23 protein-coding genes are annotated in these 23,690 nt (G+C 57.0%); 15 read left to right on the forward strand and 8 right to left on the reverse strand.

Annotated elements, in window-relative coordinates; translation table 11 throughout:
* The 13 genes from bamA to MYY08_RS10610 all read left to right on the forward strand — a co-directional run.
* Positions 1-1,841: outer membrane protein assembly factor BamA (gene bamA / locus MYY08_RS10550; RefSeq protein WP_288014014.1), on the forward strand; the 1,841-nt coding region annotated here is incomplete at its 5' end.
* Positions 1,842-1,966: 125 nt separating this feature from the next.
* Complete coding sequence (gene skp / locus MYY08_RS10555; RefSeq protein ID WP_038628045.1) at positions 1,967-2,464, forward strand: molecular chaperone Skp; 498 nt, start codon at positions 1,967-1,969, stop codon at positions 2,462-2,464.
* A 3-nt stretch (positions 2,465-2,467) separates the two neighbouring features.
* Positions 2,468-3,493, forward strand: a complete 1,026-nt coding sequence (gene lpxD, locus MYY08_RS10560; RefSeq protein ID WP_038628043.1) for a UDP-3-O-(3-hydroxymyristoyl)glucosamine N-acyltransferase — start codon at positions 2,468-2,470, stop codon at positions 3,491-3,493.
* Positions 3,494-3,654: 161 nt separating this feature from the next.
* The gene (fabZ, locus tag MYY08_RS10565; RefSeq protein ID WP_038628041.1) at positions 3,655-4,110 is read left to right on the forward strand and encodes a 3-hydroxyacyl-ACP dehydratase FabZ; all 456 of its coding nucleotides are present in this window, start codon (positions 3,655-3,657) and stop codon (positions 4,108-4,110) included.
* 3 nt (positions 4,111-4,113) lie between these two features.
* Positions 4,114-4,902 carry an acyl-ACP--UDP-N-acetylglucosamine O-acyltransferase gene (lpxA, locus tag MYY08_RS10570; protein WP_038628038.1) on the forward strand — a complete coding sequence of 263 codons (789 nt, stop codon included), beginning with the start codon at positions 4,114-4,116 and terminating at the stop codon, positions 4,900-4,902.
* Positions 4,903-4,905: 3 nt separating this feature from the next.
* Positions 4,906-6,054 (forward strand): lipid-A-disaccharide synthase, encoded by a 1,149-nt coding sequence (gene lpxB, locus MYY08_RS10575; protein ID WP_190296527.1) that lies wholly within the window; start codon positions 4,906-4,908, stop codon positions 6,052-6,054.
* Complete coding sequence (gene rnhB / locus MYY08_RS10580) at positions 6,047-6,673, forward strand: ribonuclease HII (RefSeq protein ID WP_159378827.1); 627 nt, start codon at positions 6,047-6,049, stop codon at positions 6,671-6,673. The genes lpxB and rnhB overlap by 8 nt, the downstream gene beginning before the upstream one ends.
* Before the next feature lie 32 nt (positions 6,674-6,705).
* Positions 6,706-10,188, forward strand: a complete 3,483-nt coding sequence (gene dnaE, locus MYY08_RS10585) for a DNA polymerase III subunit alpha (RefSeq protein WP_038628030.1) — start codon at positions 6,706-6,708, stop codon at positions 10,186-10,188.
* Positions 10,189-10,200: 12 nt separating this feature from the next.
* Positions 10,201-11,160 carry an acetyl-CoA carboxylase carboxyl transferase subunit alpha gene (accA, locus tag MYY08_RS10590; protein ID WP_038628027.1) on the forward strand — a complete coding sequence of 320 codons (960 nt, stop codon included), beginning with the start codon at positions 10,201-10,203 and terminating at the stop codon, positions 11,158-11,160.
* Positions 11,161-11,318: 158 nt separating this feature from the next.
* On the forward strand, positions 11,319-13,487 hold the full coding sequence (locus MYY08_RS10595; RefSeq protein WP_190296530.1) for a lysine decarboxylase LdcC: 2,169 nt from the start codon (positions 11,319-11,321) through the stop codon (positions 13,485-13,487).
* Positions 13,488-13,661: 174 nt separating this feature from the next.
* On the forward strand, positions 13,662-14,051 hold the full coding sequence (locus tag MYY08_RS10600; RefSeq protein ID WP_038628023.1) for a VOC family protein: 390 nt from the start codon (positions 13,662-13,664) through the stop codon (positions 14,049-14,051).
* 56 nt (positions 14,052-14,107) lie between these two features.
* On the forward strand, positions 14,108-15,424 hold the full coding sequence (gene tilS, locus MYY08_RS10605) for a tRNA lysidine(34) synthetase TilS (RefSeq protein WP_038628020.1): 1,317 nt from the start codon (positions 14,108-14,110) through the stop codon (positions 15,422-15,424).
* Positions 15,421-15,729: a c-type cytochrome gene (locus tag MYY08_RS10610; RefSeq protein WP_038628018.1), complete on the forward strand. Its 309-nt coding sequence runs from the start codon at positions 15,421-15,423 to the stop codon at positions 15,727-15,729. The genes tilS and MYY08_RS10610 overlap by 4 nt, the downstream gene beginning before the upstream one ends.
* Positions 15,730-15,761: 32 nt before the next feature.
* Here the strand turns inward: MYY08_RS10610 and rof are convergent, their stop codons facing one another.
* Together rof and MYY08_RS10620 are read right to left on the reverse strand one after the other, a co-directional pair.
* The gene (rof, locus tag MYY08_RS10615; RefSeq protein ID WP_038628016.1) at positions 15,762-16,025 is read right to left on the reverse strand and encodes a Rho-binding antiterminator; all 264 of its coding nucleotides are present in this window, start codon (positions 16,023-16,025) and stop codon (positions 15,762-15,764) included.
* Positions 16,012-16,212, reverse strand: coding sequence for a YaeP family protein (locus MYY08_RS10620; protein ID WP_038628013.1), 201 nt, complete (start codon positions 16,210-16,212; stop codon positions 16,012-16,014). The genes rof and MYY08_RS10620 overlap by 14 nt, the downstream gene beginning before the upstream one ends.
* Positions 16,213-16,502: 290 nt before the next feature.
* On the opposite strand from MYY08_RS10620, the gene arfB reads away from it, so the two are divergent.
* Positions 16,503-16,913, forward strand: a complete 411-nt coding sequence (gene arfB, locus MYY08_RS10625; protein ID WP_038628011.1) for an alternative ribosome rescue aminoacyl-tRNA hydrolase ArfB — start codon at positions 16,503-16,505, stop codon at positions 16,911-16,913.
* 59 nt (positions 16,914-16,972) lie between these two features.
* On the opposite strand, the gene proS is transcribed toward arfB, so the two are convergent.
* The 6 genes from proS to metN all read right to left on the reverse strand — a co-directional run bounded on the left by proS (position 16,973) and on the right by metN (position 22,652).
* The gene (proS, locus tag MYY08_RS10630) at positions 16,973-18,694 is read right to left on the reverse strand and encodes a proline--tRNA ligase (RefSeq protein WP_084971493.1); all 1,722 of its coding nucleotides are present in this window, start codon (positions 18,692-18,694) and stop codon (positions 16,973-16,975) included.
* 102 nt (positions 18,695-18,796) lie between these two features.
* Positions 18,797-19,504 (reverse strand): tRNA (N6-threonylcarbamoyladenosine(37)-N6)-methyltransferase TrmO, encoded by a 708-nt coding sequence (gene tsaA, locus MYY08_RS10635; protein WP_084971491.1) that lies wholly within the window; start codon positions 19,502-19,504, stop codon positions 18,797-18,799.
* Positions 19,501-19,908, reverse strand: coding sequence for an envelope stress sensor lipoprotein RcsF (gene rcsF / locus MYY08_RS10640; protein ID WP_038628004.1), 408 nt, complete (start codon positions 19,906-19,908; stop codon positions 19,501-19,503). The genes tsaA and rcsF overlap by 4 nt, the downstream gene beginning before the upstream one ends.
* Before the next feature lie 218 nt (positions 19,909-20,126).
* A complete protein-coding gene (locus MYY08_RS10645) occupies positions 20,127-20,942 on the reverse strand; it encodes a MetQ/NlpA family lipoprotein (protein ID WP_038628001.1) in 816 nt (271 codons plus the stop codon).
* Between the two features lie 32 nt (positions 20,943-20,974).
* Entirely contained in the window at positions 20,975-21,628 is a 654-nt protein-coding gene (locus MYY08_RS10650; RefSeq protein WP_038627999.1) for a methionine ABC transporter permease MetI, read from the reverse strand.
* On the reverse strand, positions 21,621-22,652 hold the full coding sequence (metN, locus tag MYY08_RS10655) for a methionine ABC transporter ATP-binding protein MetN (RefSeq protein ID WP_038627996.1): 1,032 nt from the start codon (positions 22,650-22,652) through the stop codon (positions 21,621-21,623). The genes MYY08_RS10650 and metN overlap by 8 nt, the downstream gene beginning before the upstream one ends.
* Positions 22,653-22,847: 195 nt before the next feature.
* Here metN and gmhB point away from each other — a divergent pair, with 195 nt between their 5' ends.
* Positions 22,848-23,408: a D-glycero-beta-D-manno-heptose 1,7-bisphosphate 7-phosphatase gene (gene gmhB / locus MYY08_RS10660; protein ID WP_038627993.1), complete on the forward strand. Its 561-nt coding sequence runs from the start codon at positions 22,848-22,850 to the stop codon at positions 23,406-23,408.
* Positions 23,409-23,690: the final 282 nt, after the last annotated feature.

Consider the following 23,690-nt stretch of genomic DNA (forward strand, 5'->3'; position numbering starts at 1 on the left):
GCTCCGATGAACTGATCTCGCGTTTTCAGCTGCGTGATGAGGTGCCATGGTGGAACCTGGTCGGCGACCGCAAGTATCAGAAACAGAAACTGGCCGGCGATTTAGAAACGCTGCGCAGCTTCTATCTCGATCGCGGCTACGCCCGTTTCAACATCGACTCCACGCAGGTGAGTCTGACGCCCGATAAAAAAGGCATCTACATCACCATCAATATCCACGAAGGCGACCAGTACATGCTTTCCGGCGTGGTGGTGAACGGCAGCATGGCAGGGCACTCCGCCGAGATTGAAAGCCTGGCGAAAGTACAGCCTGGCGAGCTGTATAACGGCACCAAAGTGACCAAAATGGAAGACAGCATTAAGCAGCTGTTGGGCCGTTATGGTTACGCCTATCCGCGCGTCGTCACGCAGCCGGAAATTAACGATGCCGATAAGACCGTTAAGCTGCACGTCAACGTCGACGCGGGCAACCGTTACTACGTGCGTAAGGTGCGCTTCGAAGGCAACGACACGTCGAAAGACGCGGTGCTGCGCCGTGAAATGCGTCAGATGGAAGGCGCATGGCTGGGCAGCAACCTGGTCGAGCAGGGCAAAGAGCGTCTGAATCGCACCGGCTACTTTGAAACCGTCGACGTCGATACGCAGCGCGTACCGGGCACGCCGGATCAGGTTGACGTGGTTTATAAGGTGAAAGAACGCAACACCGGCACCTTTAACTTCGGTATCGGCTACGGCACCGAGAGCGGCGTCAGCTTCCAGGTCGGCGTGACCCAGGATAACTGGCTGGGCACCGGTAATACCGTTGGCATCAGCGGCACCAAAAATGATTACCAGACCTACGCAGAATTCTCCCTGACCGATCCTTATTTCACGGTAGATGGGGTAAGCCTCGGCGGACGTATTTTCTATAACGACTTTAAAGCGGACGACGCCGACCTCTCTGACTATACCAACAAGAGTTATGGTCTGGATGGCACGCTCGGCTTCCCGGTCAATGAAAACAATACGCTACGCGTCGGCCTCGGCTATGTGCATAACGACCTCTCCAACATGCAGCCGCAGGTGGCGATGTGGCGTTATCTGCGCTCGGTCGATCAGAATCCGTCGCTTTCCGGCGATGCGGAATATTCCGCCGATGACTTCACCTTCAACTATGGCTGGACGTACAACAACCTGGACCGTGGATTCTTCCCCACCGCCGGTAACCGTACCAACCTGAACGGTAAAGTCACCATTCCGGGATCGGACAACAACTTCTATAAAGTGACGCTGGATACGCAGCAGTATATGCCGATTAATGACGACCATACCTGGGTACTGCTGGGTCGCGGTCGCGTCGGCTACGGCGATGGTCTGGGCGGCAAAGAGCTGCCGTTCTATGAGAACTTCTATGCTGGCGGCTCCAGCACGGTACGCGGCTTCCGTTCTAACAACATCGGCCCGAAAGCGGCGTATATCAACGATAACTCATCAACCTGTTCAGGCAATCAGAGCCTGTGTAAATCGGACGATGCGGTGGGCGGCAACGCGATGGCGGTGGCCAGCCTTGAGCTGATTACCCCGACGCCGTTTATCAGCGAGAAGTACGCTAACTCGGTGCGCACTTCGCTGTTCGTCGATGCCGGTACGGTATGGGATACCAACTGGGAAAACACTGCGGAAAGCCGTGCGGCCGGTATACCGGACTACAGCGATCCGGGCAATATCCGTATGTCCGCCGGCCTGGCGCTGCAGTGGATGTCGCCTCTGGGCCCGCTGGTGTTCTCTTACGCCCAGCCGTTCAAGAAATATGATGGAGATAAAGCGGAGCAGTTCCAGTTTAACATTGGTAAAACCTGGTAACCTCCGCTTCAGGGAAGCATAGCGATTAGTATCGCACTGTGCGCCGGTCTTCGGGTTCGCCCATTGGCTGGCGTATCAGGTAAATCTGTGTCTTTGACACAAACGTTGATGGTAAGGAGTTAATAGTGAAAAAGTTGTTGTGTGCCGCAGGTCTGGGTCTCGCTTTAGCGGTTTCCGCAGGCGCTCAGGCTGCTGATAAAATTGCCGTGGTAAACGTGTCCAGCATTTTCCAACAGTTACCGCAACGTGCCACTGTTGCGAAGCAGCTGGAAAACGAGTTCAAAGGCCGCGCCACCGATCTGCAGAGCCAGGAACGTGATCTTCAGGCAAAAATGCAGCGCCTGCAGCGTGATGCCTCTACCATGAAGGCCAGCGAACGCAGCCGCATGGAAAAAGATATCATGTCCCAGCGCGAAGCGTTCTCTTCTAAAGCGCAGGCTTTCGAGCAGGACAACCGTCGTCGCCAGATGGAAGAGCGTAACAAGCTGCTGAGCCGCATTCAGGACGCAGTGAAGAAAGTCGCCGACAGCGAAGGTTATGATGTCGTGATCGACGCCAACGCGGTAGCTTACGCTTCTAATGCGAAAGACATCACGGCTGACGTTCTGAAACAGGTTAAATAATCAATGTCTTCAATTCGACTGGCTGATTTAGCCCAGCAGTTGGATGCAGAATTGCACGGAGATGGCGATATCGCCATCTCCGGCATTGCTTCTATGCACTCCGCCCAAAACGGTCAAATCACTTTCCTCGCCAACAGCCGCTACCGTGAGCAGCTCGCCGAGTGCCAGGCTTCCGCCGTGGTGCTGACAGAAGCGGATCTGCCGTGGTGCAAAAGCGCCGCGCTGGTGGTTAAAAACCCTTACCTGACCTATGCGCGTATGGCGCAGCTGTTAGATACCACGCCGCAGCCAGCGGAGAATATCGCGCCGAGCGCGGTTATCGACGCCAGCGCCAGTCTGGGCAGCAATGTTTCCGTCGGCGCGAACGCCGTTATCGAATCGGGCGTGGTGCTCGGCGATAATGTGGTGATCGGCGCCGGCTGCTTTGTCGGCAAAAATACCCATATCGGCGCTGGCTCACGTCTGTGGGCGAATGTGACGGTGTATCATGACATCCGCATCGGTCAGCACTGCCTGATTCAGTCGGGCACGGTGATCGGCGCAGACGGCTTCGGTTATGCCAACGACCGCGGTAACTGGGTGAAAATCCCGCAGTTGGGATCGGTGATTATCGGCGATCGCGTCGAAATCGGCGCCTGTACCACCATCGATCGCGGCGCGCTGGATAACACTCAGATTGGTAATGGTGTTATCATTGATAACCAGTGCCAGATTGCACATAACGTCGTGATTGGCGACAATACTGCCGTTGCTGGCGGTGTGATCATGGCAGGTAGCCTGAAAATCGGTCGTTACTGTATGATCGGTGGAGCTAGTGTGATTAACGGCCACATGGAAATTTGTGACAAAGTGACCGTCACCGGCATGGGAATGGTGATGCGGCCCATCACTGAACCTGGGGTATACTCCTCAGGCATTCCGCTGCAACCCAATAAAACCTGGCGTAAAACTGCAGCGCTGGTGATGAATATCGATGAAATGAGCAAACGCTTAAAAGCCATCGAGCGTAAAGTCGGCAAAGACGACTAAACGTACATCCATCCCGCGTCTGTCCGGCTTTCATAAATAAAACATGCTAAGCAGGGAAGCCAGGCGCCACATAAACTAATTTGCGGCCTGCCGATGATCGTCCGGATCGGTGCAGGCCGTGTTATTGATGCCATCAGAATTTTTAGGACAGGAAGAGTATTTTGACTACTGAAACTCATACTCTGAATATTGAAGAGATTTTAGAACTACTGCCGCACCGTTATCCGTTTTTATTGGTCGATCGTGTCCTGGAGTTCGAAGAGCATAAATATCTGCGCGCCGTGAAAAACGTCTCTGTTAACGAACCGTTTTTCCAGGGGCATTTCCCTGGTAAGCCGATTTTTCCGGGCGTTTTGATTCTGGAGGCGATGGCGCAGGCGACAGGTATTCTGGCGTTTAAAAGCGTGGGCAAACTTGAGCCAGGCGAGCTGTACTACTTCGCCGGAATCGATGAAGCGCGCTTCAAGCGTCCGGTAGTGCCAGGCGATCAGATGATTATGGAAGTGACTTTCGAGAAAACCCGTCGCGGCCTGACGCGCTTTAAAGGCGTCGCTACCGTTGATGGCAAGATTGTTTGTGAAGCGACCATGATGTGTGCCCGTAGCCGGGAGGCGTAATACGTGATTGATGCAACCGCCGTAATTCATCCAAGCTCGATCATCGAAGAGGGCGCCGTTATCGGCGCTCGTGTTCACATTGGCCCGTTCTGCTATATCGGCGCCAACGTTGAAATCGGTGAGGGCACCGTTCTGAAGTCTCATGTGGTGGTGAACGGACATACCCGCATTGGCAAAGACAATATTATTACCCAGTTCGCCTCTATCGGTGAGGTGAACCAGGATCTGAAATATGCGGGCGAGCCGACGCGCGTTGAAATCGGCGATCGCAACAGCATTCGCGAAAGCGTGACTATTCATCGCGGGACGGTGCAGGGCGGCGGCGTAACCCGTATCGGCAGCGATAACCTGCTGATGGTCAATGCACATATTGCGCATGACTGCATCATCGGCAACCGCTGCATCTTCGCCAACAACGCGACGCTCGGCGGACACGTGACGGTGGATGATTTCGCCATTATCGGCGGCATGACGGCGGTGCATCAGTTCTGCATTATCGGCGCGCACGTAATGGTGGGCGGCTGTTCTGGCGTGGCGCAGGATGTGCCGCCATACGTCATCGCGCAGGGTAACCACGCGACGCCGTACGGCATCAATATCGAAGGCCTGAAACGCCGCGGTTTCAGCAAAGAAGGGCTGCACGCGATTCGTAACGCCTATAAATTGCTTTACCGCAGCGGAAAAACGCTGGAAGAGGTCAAGCCGGAAATCGAAGCGCTGGCGAAAGAGCACGCTGAAGTTCAGCCGTTTTACGATTTCTTCGCCCGCTCAACGCGAGGTCTGATTCGTTAACCCATGGCTGCTCGTCCCTTAACGATTGCCCTTGTCGCCGGAGAAACCTCCGGCGATATTCTTGGTGCCGGTCTCATTCGCGCGCTGAAAGCAAAACACCCTGACGCCCGCTTCGTCGGCGTGGCGGGGCCGCGTATGCAGGCGGAAGGCTGTGAAAGCTGGTACGACATGGAAGAGCTGGCGGTCATGGGCATTGTGGAAGTGCTGGGACGACTGCGGCGCCTGTTGAAAATCCGCCGCGATCTGACCCGTCGCTTCACCGCGCTAAAGCCGGACGTTTTTGTCGGCATTGACGCGCCCGATTTTAACATTACCCTGGAAGGTCGCCTGAAGCAGCGCGGCATCCGCACGATCCATTACGTCAGCCCCTCAGTCTGGGCGTGGCGGCAGAATCGGGTATTTAAAATCGGTCGCGCCACTAACCTGGTGCTGGCGTTCCTGCCGTTCGAAAAAGCCTTTTACGATCGCTACGATGTGCCCTGCCGTTTTATCGGCCACACTATGGCGGATGCTATGCCGCTACAGCCCGATAAGACGGCGGCGCGTCGCGACCTGGGCATCGACGAAAAGGCGCTCTGCCTGGCGTTGCTGCCCGGCTCGCGTCGGGCGGAAGTAGAGTTGCTCAGCGCCGATTTTCTAAAAACCGCGATGCTGCTGCGTGAGAAATGGCCGCAGCTGGAGATCGTGGTGCCGCTGGTCAACGCGCAGCGGCGCGAACAGTTTGAGCAGATCAAAGCCGAGGTTGCGCCCGAACTGCCGATACACCTGTTGGACGGTAAAGGCCGTGAGGCGATGATCGCCAGCGATGCGGCGCTGCTGGCATCCGGCACCGCCGCGCTGGAGTGCATGCTGGCGAAGTGCCCGATGGTAGTCGGCTATCGTATGAAGCCGGTTACCTTCTGGCTGGCCGAGCGGCTGGTGAAAACCGATTATGTATCGCTGCCGAACCTGCTGGCCGGTCGCGAGCTGGTGCCGGAGCTGCTACAGGACGATTGCCAGCCGGAGCGGCTCGCCGCCGCGCTGGAGCCGCTGTTGGGCGCGGGCGAAACGCGCGCGCGCCTGCTGGAAACCTTTACCGAACTACACCAGCAGATCCGCTGGAATGCCGATGAACAAGCGGCGCAGGCCGTACTGGAGTTGGCGAATGGCTGAATTTATCTATCCCGACGCGCGGCTGATCGCTGGCGTCGATGAAGTGGGGCGCGGACCGCTGGTCGGCGCGGTGGTGACGGCGGCGGTGATCCTCGATCCCGCGCGTCCCATCGTCGGCCTGGCGGACTCCAAAAAGCTCAGCGAAAAGCGGCGCCTGGCGCTGTATGATGAAATCAAAGGGAAGGCGCTGGCCTGGAGCCTCGGACGCGCCGAGCCGGACGAGATCGACCAGCTCAATATCCTGCACGCCACCATGCTGGCGATGCAGCGCGCCGTCGCTGGTCTGACGATACAGCCTGATTATGTGCTGATCGACGGCAACCGCTGTCCGGCGCTGCCGATGCCGTCAATGGCGGTGGTGAAAGGGGATAGCCTGGTCGCTGAAATCAGCGCGGCCTCCATTCTGGCGAAAGTCACGCGCGATCGCGAAATGGCGGAGCTGGATCATGTTTTCCCGCAGTATGGCTTTGCGCAGCATAAAGGTTATCCCACCGCACAGCATCTGGCGATGTTGACAGAACATGGCGCTACGCCGCACCATCGTCGTAGTTTTGCGCCGGTGCGCAATGCGCTCCTGGACCTTGAAGTAAAACATCTCACCGCTGAATCTGCGCGCTAAGCGCGCTTTGCTGCAGTTAACCGGAAAGAAAGATGGCCGAACCACGTTTTATTCATCTGCGTATCCACAGCGATTATTCGATGGTCGACGGACTGGCGAAGACCGGCCCGCTGGTGAAGAAAGCGGCCGCGCTCGGTATGCCGGCGATGGCGATCACGGATTTCACCAACCTGTGCGGACTGGTGAAGTTTTACGGTACGGCGCACGGCGCTGGCATTAAGCCGATTATCGGCGCCGATTTTCTCGTCGCCAGCGAGCTGATGGGCGACGAGCTGACACAAATCACCGTACTGGCGATGAACAATACTGGCTACCAGAATTTGACGCTGCTGATTTCACGCGCCTACCAGCGCGGCTACGGCGTTAACGGGCCAACGATCGATCGCGACTGGCTGGCGGAATTCAGCGAAGGGCTGCTTCTGCTCTCTGGCGGACGCCGCGGAGACGTGGGCCGCAGCCTGCTTCGCGGCAATCAGGCGCTGGTGGCGCAGTGTCTCGCCTTCTATCAGGAACACTTTCCCGATCGCTATTATCTGGAGCTGATCCGCACCGGGCGTCCTGATGAGGAAAGCTATCTGCATGCCGCCGTCGAGCTGGCAATTGCGGAAGGCGTTCCGGTCGTGGCGACCAATGAAGTCTGTTTTATTAATGAAGAGGATTTCGACGCGCATGAGATTCGCGTCGCGATTCATGACGGCTATACGCTGGACGATCCTAAACGCCCGCGCAACTACAGTCCGCAGCAATATATGCGCAGCGCGGAGGAGATGTGCGAACTCTTCTCCGACATCCCGGAAGCGCTGGAAAACAGCGTAGAGATCGCCCGTCGCTGTAACGTCACGGTACGGCTTGGCGAATATTTCCTGCCGAAATTCCCCACCGGCGAGATGACCACCGAAGACTTTCTGGTGATGCGTTCGCGCGAGGGGTTGGAGGAGCGTCTGGCGTTCCTGTTCCCCGATCCTGAGGTTCGGGCGCAGAAGCGGCCGGAATATGACGAACGTCTGGAGATCGAGCTTAACGTTATCAACCAGATGGGTTTCCCCGGCTACTTCCTGATTGTCATGGAGTTTATCCAGTGGTCGAAAGATAACGGCATTCCGGTCGGACCGGGACGCGGTTCGGGCGCCGGCTCGCTGGTGGCCTATGCGCTGAAGATCACCGACCTCGATCCGCTGGAATTCGACCTGCTGTTCGAACGCTTCCTGAACCCGGAGCGCGTCTCCATGCCCGACTTCGACGTCGATTTCTGCATGGAAAAACGCGATCAGGTGATTGAACACGTTGCCGATATGTACGGGCGCGACGCGGTATCGCAGATCATCACCTTCGGCACCATGGCGGCGAAAGCGGTTATCCGTGACGTGGGCCGCGTGCTGGGCCATCCTTACGGTTTCGTCGATCGCATCTCGAAGCTGGTGCCGCCCGATCCGGGTATGACGCTGGAAAAAGCGTTCGCCGCCGAGCCGCAGCTGCCGGAAATCTATGAGGCCGATGAAGAGGTCAGGGCGCTGATCGATATGGCGCGCAAGCTGGAAGGGGTGACGCGCAACGCCGGCAAGCACGCCGGGGGCGTCGTGATCGCGCCGACCAAAATCACCGACTTCGCGCCGCTCTACTGCGATGAAAACGGCAACCACCCGGTTACCCAGTTTGATAAAAACGACGTGGAATACGCCGGTCTGGTGAAGTTCGACTTCCTCGGCCTGCGCACCCTGACCATCATCAACTGGGCGCTGGATATGATTAATGCGCGCCGGGCGAAGCAGGGCGAGGCGCCGATCGATATCGCCGCGATTCCGCTGGATGATAAAAAAAGCTTTGATATGCTGCAGCGCGCGGAAACCACAGCGGTTTTTCAGCTTGAATCGCGCGGCATGAAAGACTTGATTAAGCGTCTGAAGCCGGACTGCTTCGAAGATATGATCGCACTGGTGGCGCTGTTCCGTCCCGGCCCGTTGCAGTCGGGAATGGTGGATAACTTTATCGACCGTAAGCACGGGCGCGAAGCGATCTCCTACCCCGATATTCAGTGGCAGCATGAGTCGCTGAAGCCGGTGCTGGAACCGACCTACGGCATCATTCTCTACCAGGAACAGGTGATGCAGATCGCCCAGGTACTGGCGGGCTATACGCTCGGCGGCGCGGATATGCTGCGTCGCGCCATGGGTAAGAAGAAGCCGGAGGAGATGGCCAAGCAGCGCTCGGTGTTTAAAGAGGGCGCGGAGAGCATGGGCATCGACGGCGAGCTGTCGATGAAAATCTTCGATCTGGTGGAAAAATTCGCCGGTTACGGCTTCAATAAATCACACTCCGCCGCCTATGCGCTGGTTTCTTACCAGACGCTGTGGCTGAAGGCGCACTATCCGGCCGAGTTTATGGCGGCGGTAATGACCGCCGATATGGACAACACCGAGAAAGTGGTCGGCCTGGTGGATGAATGCTGGCGCATGGGGCTGAAAGTGCTGCCGCCGGATATCAACTCCGGCCTCTATCAGTTCCACGTCAACGATGACGGCGAGATCGTATACGGCATCGGCGCCATTAAAGGCGTCGGTGAAGGTCCGATCGAAGCGATCATTGAGGCGCGAAATAAAGATGGCTACTTCCGCGAGCTGTTCGATCTCTGCGCGCGCACCGATCCGAAGAAAATCAACCGCCGCGTGATGGAAAAACTGATCATGTCGGGCGCCTTCGATCGTCTGGGGCCGCATCGCGCGGCGCTGATGAGCGCGCTGGGCGATGCGCTGAAGGCGGCGGATCAGCACGCCAAAGCGGAGGCGATCGGGCAGGCGGATATGTTCGGCGTACTGGCGGAGGAGCCGGAGCAGGTAGAGCAATCCTATGCCAGCATCACGCCGTGGCCGGAGCAGGTGCGGCTGGACGGCGAGCGGGAGACGCTGGGGCTTTATCTGACCGGCCATCCCATCAACCAGTATCTGAAAGAGATTGAACGCTACGTCGGCGGCGTGCGTTTGAAAGACATGCATCCGACCGATCGCGGTAAAATCACTACCGCGGCCGGTTTGGTGGTGGCGGCCCGCGTTATGGTCACTAAACGCGGCAACCGTATTGGCATCTGCACGCTGGATGATCGTTCCGGTCGTCTGGAGGTGATGTTGTTCACAGATGCGCTTGATAAATACCAGCAGCTGCTGGAAAAAGACCGTATCCTGATCGTCAGCGGACAGGTCAGCTTTGATGACTTCAGCGGGGGCCTTAAAATGACCGCCCGTGAAGTGATGGATATCGACGAAGCACGTGAAAAATATGCGCGTGGACTTGCTATCTCGCTGACGGACAGGCAAATTGATGACCAGCTTTTAAACCGTCTCCGTCAGTCTCTGGAACCCCATCGTTCGGGGACAATTCCGGTACATCTCTACTATCAGAGAGCGGATGCGCGGGCCAGACTGCGTTTTGGCGCAGCATGGCGCGTATCTCCCTGCGATCGTTTGCTGAATGACCTGCGATCGCTGATAGGATCGGAGCAGGTGGAACTGGAGTTTGACTAAAACAGGAACATTATGAGTCTTAATTACCTGGATTTTGAACAGCCAATCGCAGAACTGGAGGCGAAAATCGACTCCCTGAAGTCGGTTGGCCGTCAGGATGAAAAACACGATATTAATCTGGATGAAGAGATTCAGCGTCTGCGTGAAAAAAGCGTAGAGCTGACGCGTAAAATCTTCGCCGATTTGGGCGCGTGGCAGATCGCGCAGCTGGCGCGTCATCCGCTGCGTCCTTACACGCTGGACTATGTCCGTAACGTGTTTACCGACTTTGACGAGCTGGCAGGCGACCGCGCCTACGCTGACGACAAGGCGATTGTCGGCGGCATTGCGCGTCTGGATGGACGTCCGGTAATGATCATCGGCCATCAGAAAGGCCGTGAAACGAAAGAGAAGATTCGGCGTAACTTTGGTATGCCGGCGCCGGAGGGCTATCGCAAAGCGCTGCGCCTGATGGAAATGGCCGAGCGTTTCAAGATGCCTGTCATTACCTTTATCGACACGCCGGGCGCTTACCCTGGCGTGGGCGCGGAAGAGCGCGGTCAGTCTGAGGCGATTGCGCGCAACCTGCGTGAGATGTCTGGCCTGAAAGTGCCGGTTATCTGCACCGTTATTGGTGAGGGCGGTTCCGGCGGCGCGCTGGCTATCGGCGTGGGCGACAAGGTCAACATGCTGCAGTACAGCACCTATTCCGTTATTTCACCGGAAGGCTGCGCCTCTATCCTGTGGAAAAGCGCGGATAAAGCGCCGCTGGCGGCGGAAGCGATGGGCATTATCGCGCCGCGTCTGAAAGAACTGGATTTGATCGACGCGATTGTCCCGGAACCGCTGGGCGGCGCGCATCGCGATCCGCTGGCGGTGGCCGCTTCGCTGAAAGCGCAGCTGCTGGCCGATCTCGCCGAACTGGATGGGCTGAACACCGAAGAGCTGCTTAACCGCCGCTATCATCGTCTGATGAACTACGGCTACGCATGATGCGTAGCGCGTAAAAAAGGCGGCCTTCGGGCCGCCTTTTTTATACCGTCATTCAGCGTTTTCGATGCGGATTATTCTCGCTTCGTCGCTTCATTTCTCCTGCCGCTGCGCATCTTCGCTATGCTTATTCTTTATCGCCCATCGCCAGGAGGTGCTAATTGAATATTATTGCGATAATGGGACCGCATAACGCTTTTTATAAAGATGAACCCATGCGCCAGCTGCATCAGGCGCTGATAAATCAGGGTTTTGAACCGATCTATCCGAAAGACGCCAATGATTTGGTGAAGCTGATTGAGCATAATCCCCGCATTTGCGGCGTGATTTTTGACTGGGATGAGTACAGTCTCGATTTATGCAGCGAGATTAATCAGCTTAACGAGTACCTGCCGCTCTACGCCTTTATCAATACCCACTCCACAATGGACATCAGCATCAATGAGATGCGCATGGCGCTGTGGTTCTTTGAGTACGCGCTCGATATGGCGGAGGACATCGCCCAGCGCATCCGGCAGTATACCGACGAATATATCGATAACATTACGCCGCCGTTAACCCGCGCGCTGTTCACCTATGTGAAAGAGGGAAAATATACCTTCTGCACGCCAGGCCATATGGCCGGCACCGCTTTCCAAAAAAGCCCGGTCGGCACGCTGTTTTACGACTTCTACGGCCCCAACACGCTGAAGGCGGACACGTCGATTTCGGTGACCGAGCTGGGCTCGCTGCTCGATCACACCGGGCCGCACCTGGAGGCGGAGGAGTATATCGCCCGCACCTTCGGCGCCGAGCAGAGTTATATGGTGACCAACGGCACCTCCACCTCGAATAAAATTGTCGGCATGTACGCCGCGCCAGCGGGCAGCACCATGCTGGTGGATCGCAACTGCCATAAATCGCTAACCCATCTGCTGATGATGAGCGATATCGTGCCGATCTGGCTGAAGCCGACGCGCAACGCGCTGGGCATTCTCGGCGGTATTCCAAAGCGCGAATTCACGCGCGAAAGCATCGCGTTGAAGGTGGCGCAAACCGAACACGCCGCGTGGCCGGTACATGCGGTGATCACTAACTCCACCTACGACGGCCTGCTCTATAACACCCAATATATCAAAGAGACGCTGGAGGTGCCGTCGATCCATTTCGATTCCGCCTGGGTGCCTTACACTAATTTCCATCCTATCTACGCCGGTAAAAGCGGCATGAGCGGCGAGCGCACGCCCGGCAAAGTGATTTATGAAACTCAGTCGACGCACAAGCTGCTGGCCGCTTTCTCTCAGGCTTCGCTGATCCATATTAAAGGCGACTATGACGAACAGACTTTTAATGAAGCCTATATGATGCACACCACCACTTCGCCCAACTATTCGATCGTCGCCTCGATCGAAACGGCGGCGGCGATGCTGCGTGGCAATCCTGGCCGTCGGCTGATAAACCGTTCGGTGGAACGAGCGCTCCACTTCCGCCGCGAGGTGCAGCGACTGCGTGAAGAATCTGACAGCTGGTTCTTCGATATCTGGCAGCCGGACGGCATTGATGAAGCGGAATGCTGGCCGATCCAGCCCGGCGACGAGGAGTGGCACGGCTTTGCCGATGCGGATCGCGATCATATGTATCTCGATCCGATCAAAGTCACCATTCTGACGCCGGGCATGAGCGAGCAGGGGGTGATGGCGGACGAGGGGATCCCGGCGGCGCTGGTAGCGAAGTTCCTCGACGAACGCGGCATCGTGGTAGAAAAAACCGGGCCGTACAACCTGCTGTTCCTGTTCAGCATCGGTATCGATAAAACGCGGGCGATGGGGCTGCTGCGCGCGCTGCTGGACTTTAAGCGCGCCTACGATCTTAATCTGCGTGTGAAAAATATCCTGCCGGATCTCTATGCCGAAGATCCCGATTTCTACCGCAATATGCGTATTCAGACGCTGGCGCAGGGCATTCATCAGCTGATCCGTCAACACGATCTGCCGCGCCTGATGCTGAAAGCTTTCGACGTATTGCCGGAAATGAAGATGACGCCGCATCAGGCGTTTCAGCTACAGGTAAAAGGGGAAGTGGAAACGGTGGAAATCGACCAGATGATCGATCGCGTTTCCGCTAATATGATCCTGCCTTATCCCCCCGGCGTGCCGCTGGTGATGCCGGGAGAGAGGATCACCGAGGCGAGCCGCCCGGTACTCGATTTCCTGTTAATGCTGTGCGCGATTGGCCGTCACTATCCTGGCTTTGAAACCGATATTCACGGTGCCAGGCTGACGGAAGATGGGCGCTATCTGGTGCGCGTGCTGAAGCAGGATGAACCGGCGATACCGGCGGGTGAACGCTGATTTTGCAGAGTTTGCCGCCTTGCCTGACGGCGGGCGAGCAGGTAGGGTGCGACATTGCGGTTTACAAGGCGGCCAACGGCCTGGCGGCCGCATGAAGAAAGCGGCAGGACATGCAGTAAAATCCCGCTCGTAACCGTACCCACTTGCGATAAGCGAAACCCTCAAGGAGAAGTTATGCTGGGCATTAAACAGGTTCATCATATTGCGATCATCGCCAGCGACTACGCGCGCAGCAAGGCGTTCTACTGCGATATCCTCGGCTTTACGCTGCAACAGGAAGTCTGGCGCGAAGCGCGCGATTCATGGAAAGGCGATCTGGCGCTGAACGGCCAGTATATGATTGAGCTGTTTTCTTTCCCTGCGCCGCCAGCCAGAGTGAGCCACCCGGAAGCCTGCGGCCTGCGGCATCTCGCCTTTGCCGTTGAAGATATCGACGACGCCTGCCGCTTTCTGCAGGAAAAGGGCGTCGCATATGAACCGGTGCGCGTCGATCCTTTGACCGGCAAGCGTTTTACCTTCTTCCACGACCCCGATAATTTGCCGCTGGAGCTCTACCAGGCGTAAAATATCCGCTTTGACGGCCATCCTGCGATGGCCGTTTTTCCGTAACAGGTTTCCCGATGACGCAGCTTGCACAACTTGAACAACGACTGGCCGGTGAACGGCGATTGCTGGTGGCATTCAGCGGCGGTCTGGATTCTACCGTTCTGTTGCATCAGCTGACGCTGCTGCGCCAGCATCAGGATCTCCAGCTGCGCGCGATCCATATCCATCACGGACTTAGCCCACACGCCGATCGCTGGGCGCAGCACTGCCGCACCGTTTGCGATGCATGGCAGGTCGCGCTGGAGACGGTGAAAATTGCGGTGAACGGTAGCGAAGGCGGTATTGAGGCCTCGGCGCGCGAAGGACGCTATCGCGCCTTTCGTCAGCATTTACAGGCTGGCGAAGCGCTGGTGACGGCGCAGCACCTTGACGATCAGTGTGAAACGCTGCTGCTGGCGTTGAAGCGCGGCAGCGGTCCGGCCGGTCTGGCGGCGATGCCCGCCAGCCTGACGCTGGGGGGCCATCGTCTGCTGCGCCCGCTACTGCGCTGCCGTCGCGAGGCGCTGGAAAGCTGGGCGCAACAGCATCAGCTGCGCTGGATAGAGGATGAAAGCAACCAGGACACGCGTTATGACCGCAATTTTTTACGACAGGAGATCGTACCGCGCCTGAACGCCAGATGGCCCCATTTTTCTGAGGCGGTGGCGCGCAGCGCGGCGCTGTGCGGCGAGCAGGAGCAGCTGCTGGATGAGCTGCTGGCGGAGTCGCTGCGTGCGCTGACGCAGCCGGACGGCGCGTTGCGCATCGCCGGATTCGCCGCGCTGAGCGAGGCGAGACGCGCCGCGCTGCTGCGACGCTGGATTGCCGCCTGCGGCGGTAAAATGCCGTCGCGCGACGCCATTCAGCGTATCTGGCAGGAGGTCATCTGCGCGCGCGAAGACGCGGCTCCCCGTTTACAGCTGGGGGAATTCGAACTGCGCCGCTATCGTCAGGCGCTTTACTGGCTGCCGCTGCGTCCATCGGTGCGCGACGCGGTGCTGCCCTGGTCTGACGTGCGGCAGCCGCTTTCGCTGCCGCACGGTCTGGGCGTGCTGCGGCTGGCGGAAACGGGCATTGAAATCCGCCCGCCGCGCGCCGATGAAAGCGTTACCGTGCGCTTTCAGGCGCAGGGCAGCTTCGCCATTATCGGACGCGGCGGACATCGGCCAATTAAAAAACTGTGGCAGGAGTGCGGCGTACCGCCCTGGCGACGTGAAAGCACGCCGCTGATTTTTTATAACGATACGCTGATCGCCGCGCTGAATACTTTTGTTTGCCGTGACGGAAGCCCCGCGCCGGGCCATGGTTTGCGCATCGCCTGGCAACAACCACAACATGGAGAATTGCAATGAAAAGCGTGCTGATAGTGCTATTGGCCTCGTTTACCGCGCCTGCGCTGGCCGCAGGCGATATCGCCGCGGGTCAGGAAAAAGCGGCCGCCTGTAGCGCCTGTCACGGTGCGGAAGGCAAGGCGTCGGTGTCGCTTTATCCCAATCTGGCTGGGCAGAATGCCGACTATTTGCAGCATGCGTTGCAGGCCTATAAGAAAGGGGAGCGTAGCGGTGGTCAGGCAGAGGTGATGAAGGCGTTCGTTAGCGGATTAAGCGATGAGGATATGGCGGATCTGGCGACGTATTACCATTCGCTGAAGCCATAATAACGCAGGGCGGGACAAGCCCGCCCGCAGGTTTAATCAGACTCGCTGACGACAACGGTGCCCAGTTCCGGGTGACTGAAACTGGCGATATGATCCAGACGCAGCTCGCGCGTTTCGCCGCTGAGGTCCGCCACCAGATACTCCACGTTTTTACGGGTGATCATATCGTTGGCTTTCACCTTAAGCTGCTCGCCGTTCTTGAGTTCCAGAGCCAGCGTCCACTGTTTTTGGCAAGCGAGTTCCAGACTATCATAATCGTCGCAATTGATCGGTTTGTAGGCTTCATTCGTCAACATAATCGCTCACCATTAAGTTTGCAGCAGCATACGCTGCCTGTTCCCTGACAGAAGAGTCTAGCGCAGAATTCGCCGCTATCTCATTCAGTGTTTTTAACGCGCAACCTATGGCGTCGGGCACGTATCCCAGTTCGCCGCCGCCGATTTCAGCGTACTTCTGACGAACCAAATCACAATATTGCTGCACATGCACCTCCTTTCAGAGCGTAAATCTCCGACTTAAGCGACTATAACACAGCCCCCAGCGGGAAATCAGCCTGTTCACGTCAGGGATTTATCCTGGCGTGCGGCAGAAAGGGAAAGCGGATAGGCGGCGATGGGAGAGCGGCGGCGCAGGTCGCCGGGATGAACAGGCGGTCAAAATAATTGACCTTTTACCGATGGGCGTCACACTGTAGCAGAGAAGAATGCCCGCGTTATAAAGGCTGCGCAGCCGAAACAGGCTGCGCACCACCACTTATTAAGCAAGCAGGATATATGATTGTACTGTCACGCAATGTCACTATCAGCGACGCTGAAATCGAAATAAGCGCGATCCGCGCGCAGGGCGCTGGGGGACAGCATGTGAATAAAAGCGCGACCGCCATCCATCTGCGTTTTGATATTCGCGCCTCGTCGTTGCCGGCGTTTTATAAATCGCGCCTGCTTGACGCCAGCCATCACCTGATCACCGCCGAAGGGGTGGTGATCATCAAAGCGCAGGAGTACCGCAGCCAGGAGATGAACCGGGAAGCTGCGCTTAAACGGCTGGAAAACCTGATTCGGGAGCTGACGGCGGAGGAGAAAACGCGCCGCGCTACGCGTCCGACGCTGGCCTCTAAGCGGCGGCGGCTGGAAGGAAAAGCGCAGCGCAGCGCGACGAAGGCGCTGCGCGGCAAGGTAATATAGGCAATATGCAGGCAATAAAAAAGCCACCGCGTGGGTGGCTTTTATGATGAATAAAACGCTTAGCCCTGAATCGCTTCCACCAGGAAATCCACAATCCGATCGCGTTTGATCATCTGCTTCTCACCGGCGCGGCGCGCTTTATATTCGATTTCGTCGTTATCCAGGTTACGATCGCCCAGCACGATAGTGTGCGGAATGCCGATCAGCTCCATATCGGCGAACATCACGCCCGGACGCTCTTTACGATCGTCCAACAGCACGTCGATGCCTTTGGCGCGCAGCGTGGCGTACAATTCTTCCGCCAGCTCTTTCACGCGGAAAGATTTGTGCATGTTCATCGGCAGAATGGCGACCTGGAACGGCGCCAGCGCGGCTGGCCAGATAATGCCGCGGTCGTCATGGTTCTGCTCAATCGCTGCCGCCACCACGCGGGTGATGCCGATGCCGTAGCAACCCATGGTCAGCGTCTGGTTGCGGCCATCTTCGCCCTGAACCGCCGCCTTCATCGCTTCAGAATATTTGGTGCCCAGCTGGAAGATATGGCCCACTTCGATACCGCGTTTGATCAGCAGCGTGCCTTTACCGTCTGGGCTTGGATCGCCTTCCACCACGTTGCGCAGATCGGCGATCTGCAACGGTTCGGGCAGATCGCGGCCCCAGTTGATGCCGGTAAAGTGTTTGCCGTCGATGTTGGCGCCAGCGCTGAAATCGCTCATTTTTGCCACGGTGCGATCGGCGATAACCGGCAGCGTCAGGCCGACAGGACCCAGCGAACCAGGGCCTGCGCCTACGGCGGCGCGGATCTCTTCTTCAGGGGCGAAGGTCAGCGGTGCGGCGACGATAGACACTTTTTCCGCTTTGACTTCGTTCAGCTCATGATCGCCGCGCACCAGCAGCGCAACCAGCTGGTGGCCGCTCTCTTCGCTCGCTTTCACGATCAGGGTTTTCACCGTTTTATCAACCGGCAGGTTAAACTGCGCAACCAGCTCGGCGATGGTTTTAGCGTTCGGCGTATCAATCTGGGTCAGCGGTTGAGACGGTGCCGGACGCTCGCCTGCCGGCGCGACTGCTTCCGCCAGTTCGATGTTGGCGGCGTAGTCAGATTCGGTAGAAAAGACGATGTCATCTTCGCCGCTCTGCGCCAGTACCTGGAATTCATGCGAAGCGCTGCCGCCGATAGAGCCGGTATCCGCCTGGACCGCGCGGAAGTCGAGCCCCATGCGGCTGAAGCTTTCGCTATAGGCGCGATACATCGCGTCGTAAGTTTCCTGTAGCGACTCCTGCGAGGTATGGAAGGAATAGGCGTCCTTCATGATGAATTCGCGCGAGCGCATGACGCCGAAACGCGGACGCACTTCGTCGCGGAACTTGGTCTGGATTTGGAACAGATTCAGCGGCAACTGCTTGTAAGAGCTCAGCTCGTTGCGGATCAGATCGGTAATGACTTCTTCATGCGTCGGACCCAGCACGAAAGGACGATCGCCGCGGTCGACCAGACGCAACAGTTCAGGACCGTATTGTTCCCAGCGGCCGCTCTCCTGCCACAGGTCGGCTGGCTGCACCACTGGCATTGAGATCTCAATCGCGCCGGCGTTGGTCATCTCTTCGCGCACGATGTTTTCAACTTTTTTAAGTACGCGTAAGCCCGTCGGCAGCCAGGTGTAAAGACCTGAAGCCAGTTTACGAATCATCCCTGCGCGCAGCATCAGCTGATGGCTGATCACTTCGGCGTCGGACGGCGTCTCCTTAAGCGTGGAGAGCAGATATTGAGTAGTACGCATCTGTAAGATTCCAGTTTGGACGGAAAACAGTCAAAGCATGACCTGAAAGTGGCGGTTAGTGTACCAGCGAGTGATGCACCTCAAAAGAGAAGGGAGAACAAATTAGCGCGCATCGAGCGCCACGACTTCGGTCCCTTCTGACGTTACGCGCCAGCGCACGTTAAAATCGAGTAGCCAGACGGCATATTCGCGGTCGGGCTCTTCACCTTTGCGGTAGGCCGGGCGGGGATCCTGCGCCAGCACCTGCGTGATAAAACGCGCCAGCTGCGGATAACGTGGCTCATTACGGGCCAGCTGCTGCTGCGCCAGCGCGGAAAAACGCACCGGCATTTCCGCCGACGGCGCCTCTTGCGCAAAGCCCGCGCGCGCCTGCGGCAGCGCCTCGGCAAACGGCAGGTAAGGCTTGATATCCACAATCGGCGTGCCGTCGACCAGGTCGAGGCTACCCAGTTCCAGAATCACCTGACCTTTCTGACAGCGAACGCCTTTCAGTTCGACCAGCGACATGCCGATTGGATTAGGCCGAAAGGTCGAGCGCGTGGCGAAAACGCCCATTCGCGCGTTGCCGCCGAGACGGGGAGGGCGCACGGTGGGACGCCAGCCGCCCTCCATCGTTTGGTGAAATACAAACAGCAGCCACAAATGGCTGAAGGATTCCAGACCGCGCACCGCCGCCTGCTGATTATAGGGCGGCAGCAGATGCAGCTCGCCGCCGCCATCTTCAATCAGGCCCGGCTGACGTGGAACGGCGAACTTCTCTTTCCACGGTGAGCGAATCACGCCGATCTGTTCAAAGGTGAAATGGCTCATTTACTGTCGGAGACTTTCAGCGCGGTGCCCTGACAAACGGCCTGGCGATAGCAGCCCTGGCTTTCGTTCACCACTTCGCATTTATGCAGCAGGACAGCATTGGCCTTCATATAAGAGGCGCGGATCTGCATGCGCTTACGCGCGGTATTGATATTGGCTGGCGAGCCCTGACGGCTGGTCTGGCAATCTTCTCCCGAAACCTCGCCTAAATCGCGGAACGGATTGCTCAGCAGCTCGTTCATATCGGTATAGAGCTTCACCGGCGTTGGGCGCACGGCAGAACGGGTATGCGTTTCAACGGGCGTCGGCCTGGCTGCGGGCGGGGTAATGGGCTTATAGGGCTTATGCAGCAAAGAGCATCCTGTCAGCGAAAGCGCCAACAAACAGAGCGGTAACGCACGCATTAAACTGTCCTCGTTTCTTAAAATTGGCGTTATTGAAGCAAGCAATCCATGAAATGACAAGTTGCGATCGTCTTAGCTGAGAAGCAAAAAGGCGGCCCGACTAACCGGACGGCAAGCGCAGAATACGCTGTACCGGCCGATCGACGGGCCGCCTGATGATATGCAGTAACGCCTGTAAGCGGCGGCTGGCGCTTAAAACGCGCAGCCGGGCGCGGTAATTACCAGCCTTTAACGGCGCCACCGTTAAAGATTTTATTCGCGGCGTCAGCGACTTCGTCAGACTGATAGGCCTGAACAAATTTCTTCACATTCTCTGCGTCTTTATTATCTTCACGCGCAACGATCATGTTGACGTAAGGGGAGTCTTTATCTTCTACAAAGATGCCGTCTTTTGCCGGCGTCAGCCCAATCTGGCTGGCGTAAGTGGTGTTGATCACCGCCAGCGCGATCTGAGCGTCATCTAGCGAACGCGGCAGCTGCGGCGCTTCCAGCTCGACAATCTTCAGCTTTTTCGGGTTTTCCACGATATCCAGCGAGGTCGGCAGCAGACCCACGCCATCTTTCAGCTTGATCAGACCCACTTTCTGCAACAGCAGCAGGGAACGGCCGAGGTTGGTCGGATCGTTAGGAATCGCTACCTGAGCGCCTTCCTGCAGATCGTTCAGCGATTTGATTTTTTTCGAGTAGCCCGCGATAGGGTAGACGAAGGTTTTGCCGACCGAGACCAGCTTATAGCCGCGGTCTTTGATCTGCCCGTCCAGGTAGGGCTGATGCTGGAAGGCATTAACATCGATATCGCCCTTGCTCAACGCTTCGTTCGGCAGCACGTAATCGTTAAAGGTGACCAGTTCGACGTCGAGACCATATTTGTCCTTCGCCACTTTCTGCGCGACCTCAGCAACCTGCTGCTCGGCGCCCACAATCACACCCACTTTAATGTGGTTTGGATCTTTCTCTTCCTGTCCACATCCTGCCAGAGCCATGGCGCCCAGAAGCGCGCTTACCGCAGCAATCTTTTTAAATGTAAAAGACATATCCCTTCCTTAATAGAGAGAATTGATGTTGCTTATTTATGTGTGACTGCACGAACGATGCGGTCGCCACAGAACTGAATGAGATACACCAGGACAACCAGCAATACCAGTACGGTATTCATTACCGTGGCGTTATAGCCGATGTAGCCGTACTGATAGCCGATCTGCCCCAGTCCGCCTGCGCCGACCGCGCCGCCCATGGCGGAATAGCCGACCAGCGTAATCAAGGTAATAGTGGCCGCATTTACCAGCCCCGGCAAGGCTTCCGGCAGCAGAACCTTACGAATGATCTGCATCGGCGTGGCACCCATCGCGCGTGACGCCTCAATCAGTCCGGTAGGCAACTCCAGCAGGGCATTTTCCACCATACGCGCGATAAAAGGCGCGGCGCCGACGGTCAGCGGAACGATCGCCGCCTGCAGGCCGATCGAGGTGCCAACGATGGCGCGAGTAAAAGGGATCATCCAGACCAGCAGGATGATAAAAGGAATCGAACGGAAAATATTCACCAGCGCGGACATCACGCGATAAAGCTTGTTGTTCGCCATAATCTGACCGGGACGGGTGATATAGAGCAGCACGCCGACCGGCAGACCGAGCACAAAGCCAAAAAAGCCAGAGACGAAGGTCATCATCAGCGTTTCCCAGATGCCGCGGGCCAACAACCACATCATTGCTTCAGACATACCCTAATACCTCTACTTTTACATGGTGCTGCTGTAAATAGGCGATCGCGCCCTGCGTCTCCTGCTCGCTGCCGTGCATTTCCGCCAGCATGATGCCGAACTTCACACCGCCCGCGTAATCCATCTGCGCACTGATAATGTTGTTGTTAACGTTGAAGCGACGCGCCGTTTCCGACAGCAGCGGCGCATCCACCGACTGACCGGTAAACTCCAGGCGCAGCAGCGGCACGCTTTCCGCCGTCGATGCAGCCTTCAGGCGCTGCTGATAATCTTCCGGAATATCCAGATGCAGCGTCGACTGAATAAACTGCTGCGCCAGCGGCGTTTTAGGATGGGAGAAGACTTCGCTAACGCTGTCTTTTTCAATCAGCTGACCGTTGCTGATAACCGCAACCTGATCGCAGATGCGTTTCACGACATCCATTTCATGCGTAATCAGCAGAATGGTAATGCCGAGACGGCGGTTAATATCTTTCAACAGTTCCAGAATTGCGCGCGTGGTCGCCGGATCGAGAGCGCTGGTGGCTTCGTCGCACAGCAGCACTTTCGGGCTGCTGGCTAATGCGCGGGCGATAGCGACGCGCTGTTTCTGTCCGCCGGAAAGGTTCGCTGGCCAGGCGTCATGTTTGTCGCCAAGACCAACGAGATCCAGCAGCTCGGTGACGCGCGCTTTTACCGCTTCGCGCGGCGTATTGTCCAGCTCTAGCGGCAGCGCTACGTTGCCGAATACGGTGCGGGAGTTAAGCAGATTGAAATGCTGGAAAATCATGCCGATCTGGCGGCGCGCCAGCGTAAGCTGGCTTTCGGAAAGCGTCGTCAGTTCCTGACCATCGACCAGAACGCTGCCTGAAGTCGGGCGCTCCAGCAGGTTGACGCAGCGAATTAACGTGCTTTTACCGGCGCCGGATGAGCCGATGACGCCGTAAATCTGCCCGGCGGGCACATGCAGGCTAACATCGGACAGCGCGGTAATAGTGCGCGAGCCCTGCTGAAAGACTTTAGTAATATGGGAAAGTTTTATCATTGATTTACTTATTATCTATCGCGATGTAGTTATCCGTGGTGTTTTCTGTTTTTGCCTGAGCGGACCGACAAAAAGTTGAAACGGATGTTAAGGCATCCAGACGTCCAAATCAATCAGAGAGATTCAATCTGCCATTCTCTCTTTTATTACAATCATGCGATACTGACAGACAAATTCGGCAGCAGGAGTTTCTACGTGACGGCTAAAGTACCGGCGGTTTTTCTCGATCGCGATGGCACAGTGAATGTGGATCATGGCTATGTCCATGAGATTGATGATTTTCAGTTTATCGACGGCGCTATTGAAGCGATGCGCGAGCTGAAAGAGATGGGATATGCGTTGGTGCTGGTGACGAACCAGTCCGGCATCGCGCGCGGCATGTTTAGCGAAGATACGTTTATGCAGCTCACCGAGTGGATGGACTGGTCGTTGGCCGACAGAGGCGTGGACTTTGACGGCATCTACTATTGCCCCCATCATCCTGAAGCGGCGGTTGAAGCGTATCGTCAGGAGTGCGACTGTCGCAAGCCGCAGCCCGGCATGCTGCTGAGCGCGATGAAGCACCTTAATATCGATATGACCGCTTCCTATATGGTAGGCGATAAGATTGATGATGTCCTGGCGGGCAAAGCAGCTGGCGTTGGCACCAATGTGCTGGTGCGCAGCGGCAAAGCGGTCACCGTCGAAGGCGAAAAGGCGGCCGATTGGGTGTTGGACAGCATTGCCGACCTGCCTGCACGGATAAAACAGGGCTAAAAACAGGCGTTCTGCACGAAATTTCAGCGAACGATAAAAAAGTTGAAATTAGCACTTGTCAGCCCCGAATTACTCCCTATAATGCGCCCCCATCGACACGGCACAACGGCTTACGCCATGCGGTGTTGAGCGGTTCAGCGAAGTCTGAATCGCCGGAGAAAAACTTCTGAAAAAGGGGTTGACTCTGAAAGAGGAAAGCGTAATATACGCCACCTCGCGACAACGGCACGAAACGCCGGTCGCACCGCTCTTTAACAATTTATCAGACAATCTGTGTGGGCA

The sequence above is a fragment of the Mixta sp. genome (assembly GCF_024610815.1).
GTDB classification, from domain to species: Bacteria; Pseudomonadota; Gammaproteobacteria; order Enterobacterales; family Enterobacteriaceae; genus Mixta; species Mixta calida.